This is a genomic window from Methylobacillus sp. MM3 (assembly GCF_001645185.1).
GTDB lineage: Bacteria > Pseudomonadota > Gammaproteobacteria > Burkholderiales > Methylophilaceae > MM2.
In genome coordinates this window covers 75206-88962 of the sequence record NZ_LXTQ01000030.1, presented here as the reverse complement: position 1 = coordinate 88962, position 13757 = coordinate 75206, and the positions used below count along the sequence as shown (strand labels likewise).

Sequence of the window (13757 nt, the reverse complement as noted above, 5' to 3'; positions counted from 1 at the left end):
GTAATGGTTCGATTAAACATCATGCTGATGACGATGTCATGTAGAAGTCGCGATTAATGCGGTCTCAACCTCGGAAACAGTCTTGAAGCAGGCTGAGATGATTGCGAGTGAGCTGACGGATTAGTTCAGATGAGAAGGCTATATTGATTCACAAATGAAAACGGCCCCCATTTCTGGGAGCCGTTTTTTATTGGTGGTGATGGGGGGACTTGAACCCTCGACCTACGGATTATGAATCCGTCGCTCTAACCAGCTGAGCTACATCACCGGATCCAGCAAAGTCCGACATTTTATTTTTTAACGGGCCGATTGTCAAAGCAGATTGCGTTGTCTCGGCATTCCGCTGCAAAGGCGGATTCTTGCGCCCGAAGTTTTTGCCAGGAAAATCAGACGTTGAACAGGAAGTTCATCACGTCGCCGTCCTGCACGACGTATTCCTTGCCTTCCGAGCGCATCTTGCCAGCTTCCTTGGCGCCTTGCTCGCCGCCGCAAGTGACAAAGTCGGCGTAAGCGATGGTCTGGGCGCGGATGAAGCCTTTTTCGAAGTCGGTGTGGATGACGCCGGCGGCCTGCGGGGCGGTGTCGCCTTTATGAATCGTCCAGGCGCGGACTTCCTTTACGCCGGCAGTGAAATAGGTTTGCAGGCCGAGCAGGTCGTAAGTGGCGCGGATGACGCGATTGAGGCCGGGTTCTTCCAGGCCCATTTCAGCCAGGAACATCGCCTTGTCTTCGTCTTCCAGGTCGGCGATTTCGGATTCGATCTTGGCGCAGATGGCAACGACGGGCGCGCCTTCCTTTTTGCCCATTTCCTCGACCTTGGCGAGCAGGGGGTTGTTCTCGAAGCCGTTTTCCTCGACGTTGGCGAGATACATGACCGGCTTGACGGTCAGCAGGCATAGCGGCTTCAGCAGGAAGAGCTGATCCTCGTCCAGGCCCATGGTGCGCACCGGCTGGCCCTGATCCAGGTGTTTCTGGACTTTATCCAGCAATGCGCAAAGTACGATGGCTTCCTTGTCGCCGGACTTGGCTTTCTTGCTTTCGCGGGCGTTGGCTTTTTCCACGGTTTCCATGTCGGCCAGCGCGAGTTCGGTATTGATCACTTCCACGTCGGCCAGCGGATCGACCTTGCCGGCGACATGCACGATATTGCCGTCGTCGAAGCAGCGCACCACGTGGGCGATGGCGTCGGTTTCGCGGATGTTGGCGAGGAACTTGTTGCCCAGGCCTTCACCCTTGGAGGCGCCAGCCACCAGGCCCGCGATGTCGACGAATTCGACAATGGCATGCTGCAGTTTCTGCGGATTGACGATTTTGGCCAGCGCGTCGAGGCGCGCATCCGGCACTTCAACGATGCCCACATTGGGCTCGATGGTGCAAAAAGGATAATTGGCCGCTTCGATGCCGGCACGGGTGATGGCGTTGAACAGGGTGGACTTGCCGACATTCGGGAGTCCGACGATTCCGCACTTCATAGTATTAACCCTTTGGTTTGGTATGCAATTTAAGCATGGCTGCTTCCATGCTGCCTTCCAGCAGCAATGGCAGCAGTTTCACGCTTTGGTCGATGGTGTCCTGGATCAGGTTGGCTTCGTCGCGCGAAGGCTCATGCAGCACGAAGTTGACCACCGCGCTTTTCTCGCCGGGATGGCCGATGCCGAGGCGCAGGCGCCAGTAATCCGGCGTGCCGAGATGGGCGGAAATATCCTTGAGCCCGTTATGCCCGCCGTTGCCGCCGCCTTTCTTGATCTTGGCGGTGCCGGGTGCCAGGTCAAGCTCATCGTGAATCACGAGGATTTCTTCCGGCGCGATCTTGTAAAAACGGGCCAATGCCGCAACGGAGCGGCCGCTGGCGTTCATGAAGGTGGTCGGCGCAAGCAGCCAGGCTTCATGTGCGCCCGATTTTATCCGGCCTGCCAAGCCAAAAAATTTTGCTTCGACGGACAAACGGCTGCCCGTGGCACGACAGACTTCGTCTATCCACCAGAATCCGGCGTTATGCCGGGTCGCTTCATATTGCGGCCCGGGATTGCCCAGACCGACAAACAGCCGGATGCCATTCATGCGTTAGCGTTCCATCAATAAAAAACGCGCGTCCGGGATTCCGCAACGCGCGTTGTTTTCATGCCGAGACCGGCTTACTCTGCAGCCGGAGCCTCTTCTTCGCCCTCTTCGGCAACTACGCCACCGCGCGGCACCGGAATGGATGCCACGGCAGCATCTTCGCCGTGTGCCAGTTGTACGAATTCCACGCCCTTGGGCAGCTTCAGTTCGGACAAGTGGATGGAGTGGCCGGCTTCCAGGGTTGCCAGGTCGACTTCGATGAACTCAGGCAAGTTTTTCGGCAGGCAGTTCACGTCGGCTTCGGTCATCACGTGGGTGACGATGCCGTGTGCCAGCTTCACGCCCGGAGCAACTTCGGCGTTGATGAAGTGGAACGGTACCTTCACGTGGATCTTTTCGGTAGCGCTGACGCGTTGAAAGTCGATGTGCTGGATTTCATTGCGGACCGGGTGCATCTGGTAGTCGCGCAGCAGCACTTGTTCCTTCTTGCCATCCAGGTTCAGGTTCAGGATGGAAGCGTGGAAAGCTTCGTGGCGGAATTGCAGGAACAGTTCCTTGTGATTGAGCTCGACGTTGACAGCGTCCTTGCCGCCACCGTAAACGATGCCGGGAACGTTGCCTGAACGACGCAGACGGCGGCTCGCACCCGTACCTTGCGCTTCGCGCTTCTTGGCATTGATTTCGATTTGCATGTTGAAACTCCTAGTAGTTGAAAAGGCTGCCCGCGACCAGGCAACTCTTATTCGCCGCCAGCCAAACGGCTGGCAGCAGAATTCTTATTCCATGAACAGCGAACTGACCGAATCCTCGCGGCTGATGCGACGTATCGTTTCCGCCAGAATTTCAGCGGTACTGAGCTGGCGAATTTTCGAGCTTGAGGCGGCATCGGAGCGCAGCGGAATCGTATTGGTAACCACCAGCTCGTCCAGGCGCGAATTGGTGATGCGCTCGACGGCCGAGCCGGAAAGCACCGGATGCGTACAGTAGGCGACTACCTTGACTGCGCCTTGCTCCTTGAGCGCGTTGGCGGCTTCGCAGAGGGTGTTGGCGGTATCCACCATGTCGTCCATGATGACGCAGGTGCGGCCTTCGACCTCGCCGATGATGTTCATGACCTTGGCGACGTTCGGCTTCGGGCGGCGTTTGTCGATGATGGCGAGGTCGGAGCTCAGTTGTTTTGCAAGCGCGCGGGCACGAACCACGCCGCCGACGTCGGGCGAAACCACCACGAGGTTGCTGTAATTGTGCTTCCACACGTCACCCAGCAGGATGGGGGAAGCGTAAATGTTATCGACCGGGATATCGAAAAAGCCCTGAATCTGGTCGGAGTGCAAATCCATCGTCAGCACGCGGTCGACGCCGACGCTGGTCAGCATGTTGGCGACGATCTTGGCGGTAATCGCGACACGGGCGGAGCGCGGGCGGCGATCCTGGCGCGAGTAGCCGAAGTAAGGAATGGCGGCGGTAATACGGGCGGCGGAGGAACGGCGCAGGGCGTCTGCCATGACCATGACTTCCATCAGGTTGTCATTGGTCGGCGCGCTGGTGGACTGCAGGATGAACACGTCCTTGCCGCGTACGTTTTCCAGTAGTTCGACCATCACTTCGCCGTCGCTGAAGCGACCGACGGTGGCACGGCCCAGGCTGATGTTGAGATGAGCGACTACTTCTTCGGCAAGCTTGGGATTGGCATTGCCGGTAAAAACCATCATGTCGCCGTTAGCCAAGACCGCGGTTCCTTTACTCTCAAAAAAGAAATAGCGTGTAAGGCTACACGCTATTTTATTAGTGGCTGGGGAGGAAGGATTCGAACCTTCGCATGCCGGAATCAAAATCCGGTGCCTTAACCAGCTTGGCGACTCCCCAATAATCTCAATCTGCAAAATCGTGCAAAGGATGTTTATCCAACCCCTGCGCGACGAACCCGCAAAAATTTTCGGGTTTCAGCGCGAATATGCGCTGTGCTTCGGCTTCACTTTCCACTTCCAGAAATACGCTGGCGCCGGACCCGCTCATTCTCGCATCGCCAAATTTCTTTAGCCAGGCAAGACAGCTTTCAACTGCGGGATAGTGTCGGCACACTACGGGTTCCAGGTCGTTGTGACCGTAGCCCTTGAAAAAGGCCGCCATTTTCGCGGTAATCGTGTCCCTTGTCAATTCCTGACTGGAAAATATCTCCGCGGTCGATACATGCACGTCCGGAGTAAGCACCACGTACCAGGCGTCAGGCAGCGAAATTGACTGCAATTGTTCGCCGATGCCTTCCGCCCAGGCATTTTTGCCGAAGATGAAAATCGGAACATCGGCACCAAGCTGCAGGCCCAGCGCCAGAAGCTCCTCGCGCGGCAAATCCAGATTCCACAAGCGGTTCAGCGCCAGCAGCACGGTGGCTGCATCGGAACTGCCACCGCCCAACCCTCCGCCCATGGGCAGATTTTTCTCCAGCCGGATATCGACGCCTTGCCGGCAATCGGAATGTTTCTGCAGCAGGCGTGCCGCGCGAACGCATAGGTCATTTTCTTCGGGAACGCCGGGGATGTCTTGCATGCGACGGATTACGCCGTCATCGGTAGGGCGCAAATGCAGGACATCGCTTTTGTCGATCAGGCGGAATACGGATTGCAACAAGTGGTAACCGTCGGCACGCCGTCCCGTGATATGCAGAAAAAGATTGACCTTGGCCGGGGCTGGAAAAGCGTGAAACTGGTCTGTCATGGTTCGCGCGCCAGCGTTCCCCACTGATCGATAAGCAGCTTGAGGTCGAGCTGCGGACTTCTCAGCAACACCTTGCTTGGCAGGTCGGTGCCTTCCACCGTCTGGTAGGCGGAGTATTCGATATCCCAACCGTCCTGTTTTAGGCGCGACAGCCGGCCCTGTGCGTCCCGCACGATGGTCTCGTAACTGCTGGAAGTGGGACGGCCGACGATCCAGTCCGACAGGCCGGTCAGCGGCAGACTCCAGCCCATGGTCTGTTGCAGCAGGGTTTCCGCGTTGTCTGCCTGATAGGTTTTACGGTCATTGGTAACCAGCGTTACGCCGCCGCCGTTGGATTGGATATCCGCGACCTGGGCCCCGAGAGGGGAGTAAAGCGCGAAATGATCGCCGTCCTCGGTATGTTTCCAGCGCAGGGAGCCTGAGAATCCGCGCTTCTCGGTCTGGACCGCCATGCGGCCGGAAAGGCTGAATGCGCCGATCTGCTCAAGGTTACGCAGATGCCTGGCCTGCGCTTCCGGGTCGGTAGGCGTTGGCGGAGGCAAGCTGGCACAACCGGCCAGCGACAAGGCGGCCGCCAGTAGAAAGTAACGGAAAAAACTCACTGACGGAATTTCTTCGTCGTGTTGAGCAGTACCTCGTTGTCGGGATGGGCGCGCAGCGCTTCTTCCCAGGTTTTTACTGCTTCATCGCGTTTGCCTTGTTGCCACAGCACTTCACCGAGGTGCGCCGCGATTTCGGGGTCGGTCTTTTCGGAATAAGCGCGGCGCAAATAATCCGCAGCCTCATTCAGCATGCCGCGCCGGTATTGCACCCATCCCATGCTGTCGAGGATGTAGTGGTCGTCCGGGCTGAGGGCAAGCGCCTTTTCGATCAGGCCCGCGGCTTCGTCGAGGCGCTCGTTGCGGTCGGCCAGGGTGTAGCCCAGGGCATTGTAGGCTTGTGCGAAGTCCGGCTTGAGCGTGATCAGTTTGCGCAACTGCTGCTCCATGACATCGAAACGCAGCACTTTCTCCGCCAGCATCGCGAAGTCGTAAATCATTTCCGGCGTGTTTGGCAGCGTGTTGATGGCACGATCGAGAATGGCGTAGGCCTCGGCATACTGCTTTTCCTGCACCAGCAGGTTTGCTTCCACTTGCAGGGCCACCGCTTGCTGTTCGCTGGTCAGGTTGGGCAAGGCTTGCAGCATCTTGCGCGCTTCGGGAAGTTTTTTCTCGCTGGCAAGCAAGGAGGCGATGCGCAGTTGGGCATCGAACCGCAGTTCGTCGCTCGTAACCTGCTTGTACCACTCATAGGCTTGATCGTTGCGTTTTTGCTTCTCCGCGGATTGGCCCAGATACAGGTAGAGCTGCTCGGGCTCCTTGTAATTGTGCTCCAGCGCTTGCTTGAAATATTTGTCGGCTTGCGCGTAATCGCCGAGCTGGCCGGCAAGGAGACCGACCACCACGGCCATTTCCGGATTTTCCTGGACGGCATCAGCGAGCTTGGTGAACTGGGTGCGGGCTTCGTCGAGTTTTTTCTCGTTGACCAGCAGCTTGGCATAGGTCAGGCGGATATTGCTGGTCTCGGGGTATTTTTCAAGGAAGCTATGGAAAAACGCGAGCGCCTTGTCCGGCGATTCGCGCAGGAGAATCTCGCCATGGAGTGCCGCTGCGGACTCCCAGCCCGGGCGCAACGTTTCTGCGGCGCCGAGCTCTTGCAGGGCTAGCTCGTTCTGTCCGGCATTGAACGCCATGTGCGCCACCGCGAATTTGGCCTCGGCTTGTTTGGGGTAGGGAGCGGCCAGGTCCTGAACTAGGGCAAGCGCGGCATCCTTGTCCGGGTGGCGCGAAAGCACGCCATTGAGGTAGAGAAATCCGTTGGCGCGCGTATCGTTTGCGACCAGCAGTTTTTCAAGGAATGGACGCGCGTCTTCGAGGTTGCCGGTGCTCAGCAGCAGTTGCGCCATGGCCTGCTGGGCTTCGACGGAATCGGGGTCCAGTTCGGCCCACAGCCCGGCAGAACGGATGGCAAGTTGCTGCTGGTTGCCATATACGGCCGCGCGGGCGGCACGTTCGGCCAGGCGCGGGTCGCGGGTGGATTTTGCCAATTCGAAGAAGACTGAGCTTGCCAGCGCGATATCGCCGCGCTGCCCGGCGACTTCGCCAACCAGATATTTGAAAATGAATTCACTGGTTAGCCCTTCTGTCGGAGGGGGTGCGGCTTCCTGCGCCTGGGCGCCCAGGCTGGCAAAAAGAATTGCAAGGGCGAGTGAGGCGCGCCTCAGCGAATGCGGTGAATTTTTCATGGGTTGAAGCCGGGTCCGTTACCTGTTGTATGGATGCTTGGTTAGTCCGTGACAGGCCAACCAAGTTCATCCATAATGCCTGCTCAATATAGCTTGTTTATATGGATTTTCCAATCAGTGCAACGCTTGACAACTGTCAGGCGTTTTTTATAAGTTTTGCAGCTTACTTCACGAATCCGGACGTTCAATCCTATGAATACTGTTACCGTCGAGGCTAGCGATCTGACGCGAGCCTATGGAGGCCGTGCTGTCGTCAGCGATGTGAATTTCACCCTGAACAAGGGCGAAGTGCTCGGATTTCTAGGCCCGAATGGCGCGGGCAAATCCACCACGATGAAGATGCTTACCGGCAATCTGGCGCCCACTGCGGGCACCGTCAAGATTTGCGGCATCGACATGATCGAAAACCCCAAGGAAGCCAAGGCGCTGATCGGCTATTTGCCGGAAACGCCGCCGCTCTATCGCGAATTGACCGTTGACGAAATGCTGGCGCTGGCCGCCCGTATTCACGGCATCCCACGCGCCAAGGTGCAACGTGCGGTCGAGCAGGCCAAGGAGCGCACGGGCCTCACCGAAATGGGCAAGCGCCTGTGCGAAAACCTTTCAACCGGCTACCAGCAGCGCGTGGGCATCGCCCAGGCGATCATCCATCACCCGATGGTGGTGGTGCTGGACGAGCCGACGCGCGGCCTCGATCCGATTCAGATTCGCGACATCCGCGCGCTGATCAAGGAATTGGGCGGCGAGCACAGCGTAGTGCTGTCCACCCATATTCTTCCCGAGGTCGAAATGGTCTGCGACCGCGTCCAGATCATTCATCAGGGCAAGCTGGTATTCAGCGGCGAGATCGAAGCCTTGAAACGTAGTCGAGAAAGCAATCGATTGTGTGTCGGCTTGCGCCGTCCGCCGGCGAACGACGCGCTGCTGGCACTGCCCGGCGTGGCGGCGGTCGAAGAGGCCGAAGGCCTGCTGCGCGTGCAGTTTTCCGATGGCGCTGCCGGCGTTCCGGAAGCCATTGTGCAGGCATCCGTGGCAGGTGACTGGGGCTTGTATCAGATCGCCCCGGACGTGACATCGCTCGAAGATGTGTTCCTGCATTTGACCCAACAGGAAGAGGCGTTAGCATGAAGATGATTTTGACCATTGCAGGCAAGGAGCTACGCAGCCTGTTTGCGTCCCCGATGGCCTGGGTGATCCTGGCGTTGCTGCAATTGCTGCTGGGGCTGTTCTTTACCAATTCCGTCGGCCGCTATTTCGAGGCGATGCAGGGCTCGATGCTGCCCGAGCAGCGCATCGGCTTTACCGCTTTCGTGATGCCGCAGGTGTTCGGAGTCGCCGTGTTGGTGCTGCTGACGGCTGTGCCGCTGCTGACCATGCGTCAGATCGCCGAAGAGCGCAAAAACCACACCATGGTGTTTCTGTTCTCCTCTCCGGTTTCTCTGTTCGAAATCGTATTTGGCAAATTCGTCGGCCTGATGACATTCATCAGCATCGTCACCGTCATGGTGCTGATGATGGCGTTATCGATGAATGTGGCCACCGATCTCGATATTGCGCATCTCCTTACCAATGCCCTGGGGTTGTGGCTGATGGCAGCGTCTTTCGCCGCGTTGGGAATATTCATGTCCAGTCTGACGCAGCAGCCCATTATCGCGGCGATCCTGAGCTTTATCGCCCTGCTGGGGCTGGTGATCATCGACAATTTCGCCGCCGATCCGGAAAGCCCGCTCAATTACCTCTCGTTAATGCGCCATTTCGAGCCGCTGGCGACAGGCGTCCTGAGCACGACCGATATCGCCTACTTCGCATTGTTCATAACGACGTTCCTGGTGCTGACCGTGCGCCGCCTCGATGCCGACCGGCTGCGCGGATAACGGGAAAGAATTCAAGATGAAGATCAATCGTAAAATCCGTTTCCAGCTGTTCGTACAGAATTGGCTGTTCGTCGTTCTCTTTCTTGCGCTGGTCGGAATGCTGGGCTATTTGACACGCGAATACAGCATCGAGCGCGATGTCACGCAAGCCGCGCGCAATCTGCTGACAGAAGGCAGTGCCAACGTGGTCAAGAAGATGAAAGGGCCGGTCAACATCACCGCCTTCGTTGAAAACGACGATCCCGAGCGCAAGAAGACCATACACGACTTTATTGCCCGTTATCAGCGTGCCAAATCCGATATCAACCTGACGTTCGTCAACTCCACCAAGGAGCCGAAACGCGCCCAGGAAGCCGGCATCCGCAAGGATGGCGAACTGGTGGTGGAATTCCAGAAGCGCACCGAAAATCTGGTGCCGAATTACACCGAGCGCGACCTGACCAACGTGCTGGTGCGTTTGCAACGCTCGCAATCCCGTGCCGTAATGTATCTCGACGGTCACGGCGAGCGCAGCCTGATCGGCGAAAAGAATTTCGATCTGGGCGAGTTCGGTCATCAGTTGGGCACCAAGGGTTTCAAGCTGGCCAATCCGGACCTGACGATTGCACAGGAAGTGCCGCGCAACGGCGCAATGCTGGTGATTGCCGGGCCGCAGGTCGATGTGACCGAAGCCGAGGTGAAGAAGATCGTGCATTACGTCGCCACTGGCGGCAATCTGTTGTGGATGATCGATCAGGAGTCGCTGCATGGCCTGCAGCCGCTGGCCGAGTATCTTGGTTTGGTGCTGACCCCCGGCGTCGCGGTCGATCCGACCTCGTCGCAGAACGGTGTCGATCCGCGTACCGTCATCGGCCGTCAATACACCGAGCACCCCATTACCAAGGAATTCACGTTGCTGACGGCTTTCCCCGAGGCGCGCGCGGTCGATGTCAATGACCAGACCGGCGACTGGGAAGTGACTCGCCTGATTTCGGTGGCGCATAACGGCTGGCTGGAAACCGGCAAGCTCGATGGCAAGATCAGCTTCGACGACAAGACCGACGTGCCCGGTCCGGTAAACATCGCGGTAGCGATGCAGCGCAAGGCGGAGAACATTACCCAGCGCGTGGTCGTGGTCGGCAACGGCAATTTCCTTGCGAACTCCTTTGTCGCTAACGGCGGCAATCTCGACCTCGGCATCAACATGGTCAACTGGCTGGCTGGCGATGATCAACTGATCAGCATTCAGCCCAAGCCGCTCAAGGACGTGACGGTGACCTACACGGCGACGGAAGGCATCCTGATTTTCGGCGGCTTTGTCATCCTGCTGCCGCTGGCCTTGCTGGTTGCCGGCATTGTGATCTGGCGCCGGAGACGCACACGATGAAATCGCGCTGGCTCGTCAATCTTGGCCTGCTGGTCGTCATTGCAGGCCTCGCGCTGTTCCTCTATCTGAATCCGAAAAAGGAAGAGGAATCGCCCAATTCGGTGAAGGTTTCCGAGCTCAGCCAGGCGGATGTCCGCAAGGTTGAAATCGAGTTTTCCGCCAAAAAGCCGGTGGTGCTGGAAAAGCGCGACGGCAACTGGTTCCTGGTGCAGCCATATGCGGCGCGTGCAGGCGAACAGGCGGTCAACCGGATACTCGCCGTGCTCAATGCAGACAGTGTCGACAAGTTCGATACTTCCGATCTTGCGCGTTTCGGTCTGGATCACCCCTCGCTACGGCTGAAGCTGGACGACAAGGAATTGCTGTTCGGCACGTTCAATCCCGTCAATGGCCAGCAGTATGTGGCCTTTGGAAACTCGGTCTACCTGATTTCAACGTCTTATTCGGACGCGGCCGCAACCCAGGTGGTTGAACTGCTGGACAAAAAACTGCTGGGGCCGGGTGAAGAAGTGGTCGGCTTCGATTTCTCGCACCTGGAACAATGGGAAGCGACCGGCCTGCGTCTGGAGCGCAAGGGCAGCGAATGGAAGGTTTCCATTCCGGGCGCCAAGCCCGTCCGCGCTGAGCTGGATGAGTGGTTTGGCGATGGCTGGAAGACGCTAAGTGCCAACTCCGTCGAGCCTTACCGGGTCGATAGCAAGACGGTTTATCCTTACTTCGAAATCATCCTCAAGAATGGCAAGCGCATTCATGTCGACAAGCAACTCGAATCGCCCGAGATGCTGCTGGCGCGACCCGATGAAGGCATGCTCTACCATTTCCCGCCCGATCTCGGATTTTCCCTGCTTAATCCGCCGGTCGGCGCGCATTAGAGCCTCCTTCAATAGGTTTCATACTTCGCGTTGAGTCAGGGCGCGGATGGATGCAAGGCGTGCCGTGCAGCCAAGGGTCACTCCCTTGGCAAGCGGTGCAACGCGGCAGACGCCGCGTCCTGACTCAACCCGGAGGGCAGCTTGCCTGCAGGCGCATTGCGGCGTGGCAGGCTGCTTGTGGAGAATGGCTCCACGGCGCAGCCCGCGCCTTGCACTGCATCCCGCAGGCAAGCTGCGCGGAGTATGAAACCTATTGAAGGAGGCTCTAGAATGCCTGAATTGCCGGAGGTCGAGACCACGCTGCGTGGCCTCGAACGCCCGCTGGCGGGACGTACCGTCGCCGCGGTGGTCGTGCGCAACGCAGCATTGCGCTGGCCGGTTCCTGCCAATCTGCAAGAGCTGCTGGTGGGAAAACCCATACGCAGCTTGTCGCGCCGCGCTAAATACCTGTTAATTCATTTCGATCACGGTACGCTAATCCTGCATCTCGGCATGTCCGGCAGGCTGTGCCATCTGATCGGAAACGAGCTGCCGGAGAAGCACGATCACTTTGATCTGGTGCTGGATAACGGTGCGCTGGTCCGCCTGCGCGACCCGCGCCGTTTCGGCGCAGTGTTGTGGGCTGAAGACCCTTTGCTGCATCCCATTCTAGGCAGTCTCGGCGTGGAGCCTTTGCTCGATACCTTCAATGGCGAGTGGCTGCATCGGAATATTCGCACGCGCACGGCAGCGATCAAGCAGGTAGTAATGGATGGAAAACTGGTAGTCGGCGTGGGGAATATCTATGCCAGCGAATCGCTATTCCGCGCAGGCATCAATCCAAAAACGGCCGCCAACAAACTCAGCGTGGCACGTTGCGAACGGCTGGTGCAGGAAATCAAGGCGACTCTGGCGGACGCCATCAAGGCCGGTGGCAGCAGTCTGCGGAATTTCTTTGGCGCGGACGGCAATCCGGGGTATTTCCAGCAGGAATATTTCGTCTATGGGCGCACCGGGGAACCCTGCAAGGTTTGCGGTACGCCTATCGCGATGATCAGGCAAGGGCAGCGCTCGACGTTTTATTGCCCGCGTTGCCAGCGATAGGCGATTTTCCAATGCAGGGATTCCCCGTCCGCGCTACGTGGTCGACTTAGAATCCAGTATTAGTTGCCGGAGTGTCGATGTGCCAACCACATTTTTGGCATCAGCGAGCCAATCAACATACCAAGCACGCTCATCAGGAAACCGGCAAACTGAGGCGGGATCATGCCTTCGCCTTCGGGCATGAAAATTTCCATGGGAATCCAGGTCAATGTTCCCAGCAGAATTGCCAGTATGGCGCCTTGGGCGCTGGCGCGCTTCCAGTACAGGCCTGCCACAAGCGGCGTAAATCCAATTACCAGCGTAACTTTATAAGCGTTTTCTACCATTTGATGAATGCCCGTCTCGGTTTCGAGCGACCACAGGGCATAAATCGTTACGCAGATGCTAAAGGCGGCGACAACGCCGCGTGTAACCCACAGAAAATGTTTGTCATCCAGCCGGTTCATGAAGCCTTTCAGAATGTTTTCCGAAATCGTGACGGATGGTGCGAGCAATGTGCCGGAGGCAGTGCTCATGATGACCGAGAGCAGGGCTCCGTAAAAGATAACCTGGGCATACAGCGGCAGATGGCCGACAACCAGTGAAGGCAGGATATGCTGGGAATCGCCTTTGGCTAGCAGGCCGGTCACCATGTTCGGATCGATCAGCGTTGCGGCATAGGCAAGAAAAAGCGGCACTGCGGCAAACAGAAAATAGGACACGCCACCAAGCACTGAGCCCCAGACCGCAACCTTTTCGTTTTGCGATGCATTCGCGCGCTGGAAAACGTCCTGCTGCGGAATGGAGCCGAAACCCATCGTGAGCAGCCCCGAAATGAAAGCAATCATCGCGACGGTATTCAACTTTGGCCAGAAGTTGAATTTTCCCGCAGATTGCGCATGCGCGACCACCGTGCCGACTCCGCCTGCCATATCCGATACCAGGTAGGCGATCCAGAACAATCCCAGCACGATGATGATCATCTGGAAAAAGGTCGTCAGCGCAACCGACCACATGCCACCATACAAGGTATATAGCAGCACGACCGCAGCGCCGATCAGGATGCCCTGCGCTTGTGTAATGCTGCCATCGGAAAGCACGTTGAATACCAACCCGAGTGCCGTCACCTGCGCTGAAACCCAGCCGAGATAAGACAGTGCAATGGCGATCGAGACTACCACTTCAACAAAACGATTATATTTTTTACGGTAGAAGTCGCCGATGGTCAGTAAATTCATCCGGTACAGCGGCCGGGCGAAAAACAGGCCGAATAACACCAGGCAGAGCGATGCGCCGAAAGGGTCGGAAATCAGGCCGCCGAGGTCCTCTTCGAGGAAGGTCGCAGGAATGCCTAACACCGTTTCTGCGCCGAACCATGTGGCAAACACCATCGCAATCACCATGACCAGCGGCAGGCTGCGACCGGCAGTCACGTAATCGCGGGTATTGTGGACGCGCGTCGCAGCATAGACGCCGATGCCGATGGAAATGACCAGATAGAGAATGACGAATCCGAGCAGCAA

At 57.7% G+C, this 13757-nt stretch carries 13 protein-coding genes and 2 tRNA genes; 5 read left to right on the top strand and 10 right to left on the bottom strand.

Annotation, left to right across the window (positions count from 1 at the left end; translation table 11 throughout):
- Positions 1-191: 191 nt before the first annotated feature.
- The 9 genes from A7976_RS09230 to A7976_RS09190 all read right to left on the bottom strand — a co-directional run bounded on the left by A7976_RS09230 (position 192) and on the right by A7976_RS09190 (position 7060).
- A tRNA-Met gene (locus A7976_RS09230) sits at positions 192-268 on the bottom strand.
- Positions 269-386: 118 nt separating this feature from the next.
- Positions 387-1472, bottom strand: a complete 1086-nt coding sequence (gene ychF / locus A7976_RS09225; protein ID WP_067110558.1) for a redox-regulated ATPase YchF — start codon at positions 1470-1472, stop codon at positions 387-389.
- Between the two features lie 4 nt (positions 1473-1476).
- A complete protein-coding gene (pth, locus tag A7976_RS09220) occupies positions 1477-2061 on the bottom strand; it encodes an aminoacyl-tRNA hydrolase (RefSeq protein ID WP_067110556.1) in 585 nt (194 codons plus the stop codon).
- A 74-nt stretch (positions 2062-2135) separates the two neighbouring features.
- Positions 2136-2753, bottom strand: a complete 618-nt coding sequence (locus A7976_RS09215) for a 50S ribosomal protein L25/general stress protein Ctc (protein ID WP_067110548.1) — start codon at positions 2751-2753, stop codon at positions 2136-2138.
- An 84-nt stretch (positions 2754-2837) separates the two neighbouring features.
- Positions 2838-3773, bottom strand: coding sequence for a ribose-phosphate pyrophosphokinase (locus tag A7976_RS09210; protein ID WP_067110547.1), 936 nt, complete (start codon positions 3771-3773; stop codon positions 2838-2840).
- Positions 3774-3850: 77 nt separating this feature from the next.
- Positions 3851-3927 (bottom strand) — tRNA-Gln (locus A7976_RS09205).
- Positions 3928-3933: 6 nt separating this feature from the next.
- A complete protein-coding gene (ispE, locus tag A7976_RS09200) occupies positions 3934-4776 on the bottom strand; it encodes a 4-(cytidine 5'-diphospho)-2-C-methyl-D-erythritol kinase (RefSeq protein WP_067110544.1) in 843 nt (280 codons plus the stop codon).
- A complete protein-coding gene (gene lolB, locus A7976_RS09195) occupies positions 4773-5378 on the bottom strand; it encodes a lipoprotein insertase outer membrane protein LolB (protein WP_067110541.1) in 606 nt (201 codons plus the stop codon). The genes ispE and lolB overlap by 4 nt, the downstream gene beginning before the upstream one ends.
- Complete coding sequence (locus A7976_RS09190) at positions 5375-7060, bottom strand: tetratricopeptide repeat protein (protein WP_067110538.1); 1686 nt, start codon at positions 7058-7060, stop codon at positions 5375-5377. Before A7976_RS09190 ends, lolB begins: the two co-directional genes overlap by 4 nt.
- 192 nt (positions 7061-7252) lie before the next feature.
- Here A7976_RS09190 and A7976_RS09185 point away from each other — a divergent pair, with 192 nt between their 5' ends.
- The 5 genes from A7976_RS09185 to mutM all read left to right on the top strand — a co-directional run bounded on the left by A7976_RS09185 (position 7253) and on the right by mutM (position 12255).
- On the top strand, positions 7253-8188 hold the full coding sequence (locus tag A7976_RS09185; RefSeq protein WP_067110525.1) for an ABC transporter ATP-binding protein: 936 nt from the start codon (positions 7253-7255) through the stop codon (positions 8186-8188).
- Between the two features lie 2 nt (positions 8189-8190).
- Positions 8191-8934 (top strand): ABC transporter permease, encoded by a 744-nt coding sequence (locus A7976_RS09180; RefSeq protein WP_067111132.1) that lies wholly within the window; start codon positions 8191-8193, stop codon positions 8932-8934.
- Positions 8935-8950: 16 nt separating this feature from the next.
- Positions 8951-10300: a Gldg family protein gene (locus A7976_RS09175; RefSeq protein WP_067111129.1), complete on the top strand. Its 1350-nt coding sequence runs from the start codon at positions 8951-8953 to the stop codon at positions 10298-10300.
- Complete coding sequence (locus tag A7976_RS09170; RefSeq protein WP_067110522.1) at positions 10297-11172, top strand: DUF4340 domain-containing protein; 876 nt, start codon at positions 10297-10299, stop codon at positions 11170-11172. Before A7976_RS09175 ends, A7976_RS09170 begins: the two co-directional genes overlap by 4 nt.
- A 270-nt stretch (positions 11173-11442) precedes the next feature.
- Positions 11443-12255 carry a bifunctional DNA-formamidopyrimidine glycosylase/DNA-(apurinic or apyrimidinic site) lyase gene (mutM, locus tag A7976_RS09165; RefSeq protein WP_067110519.1) on the top strand — a complete coding sequence of 271 codons (813 nt, stop codon included), beginning with the start codon at positions 11443-11445 and terminating at the stop codon, positions 12253-12255.
- A gap of 59 nt (positions 12256-12314) precedes the next feature.
- Here mutM and A7976_RS09160 read toward each other — a convergent pair whose 3' ends face one another.
- Positions 12315-13757 carry a sodium:solute symporter family protein gene (locus tag A7976_RS09160; protein ID WP_067110517.1) on the bottom strand — a complete coding sequence of 481 codons (1443 nt, stop codon included), beginning with the start codon at positions 13755-13757 and terminating at the stop codon, positions 12315-12317.

Coding starts and splice junctions, on each gene's coding strand:
- ychF (WP_067110558.1), bottom strand. CDS start 1,472: ATGAAGTGCGGAATCGTCGGACTCCCGAATGTCGGCAAGTCCACCCTG.
- pth (WP_067110556.1), bottom strand. CDS start 2,061: ATGAATGGCATCCGGCTGTTTGTCGGTCTGGGCAATCCCGGGCCGCAA.
- A7976_RS09215 (WP_067110548.1), bottom strand. CDS start 2,753: ATGCAAATCGAAATCAATGCCAAGAAGCGCGAAGCGCAAGGTACGGGT.
- A7976_RS09210 (WP_067110547.1), bottom strand. CDS start 3,773: ATGATGGTTTTTACCGGCAATGCCAATCCCAAGCTTGCCGAAGAAGTA.
- ispE (WP_067110544.1), bottom strand. CDS start 4,776: ATGACAGACCAGTTTCACGCTTTTCCAGCCCCGGCCAAGGTCAATCTT.
- A7976_RS09190 (WP_067110538.1), bottom strand. CDS start 7,060: ATGAAAAATTCACCGCATTCGCTGAGGCGCGCCTCACTCGCCCTTGCA.
- A7976_RS09185 (WP_067110525.1), top strand. CDS start 7,253: ATGAATACTGTTACCGTCGAGGCTAGCGATCTGACGCGAGCCTATGGA.
- A7976_RS09180 (WP_067111132.1), top strand. CDS start 8,191: ATGATTTTGACCATTGCAGGCAAGGAGCTACGCAGCCTGTTTGCGTCC.
- A7976_RS09175 (WP_067111129.1), top strand. CDS start 8,951: ATGAAGATCAATCGTAAAATCCGTTTCCAGCTGTTCGTACAGAATTGG.
- A7976_RS09170 (WP_067110522.1), top strand. CDS start 10,297: ATGAAATCGCGCTGGCTCGTCAATCTTGGCCTGCTGGTCGTCATTGCA.
- mutM (WP_067110519.1), top strand. CDS start 11,443: ATGCCTGAATTGCCGGAGGTCGAGACCACGCTGCGTGGCCTCGAACGC.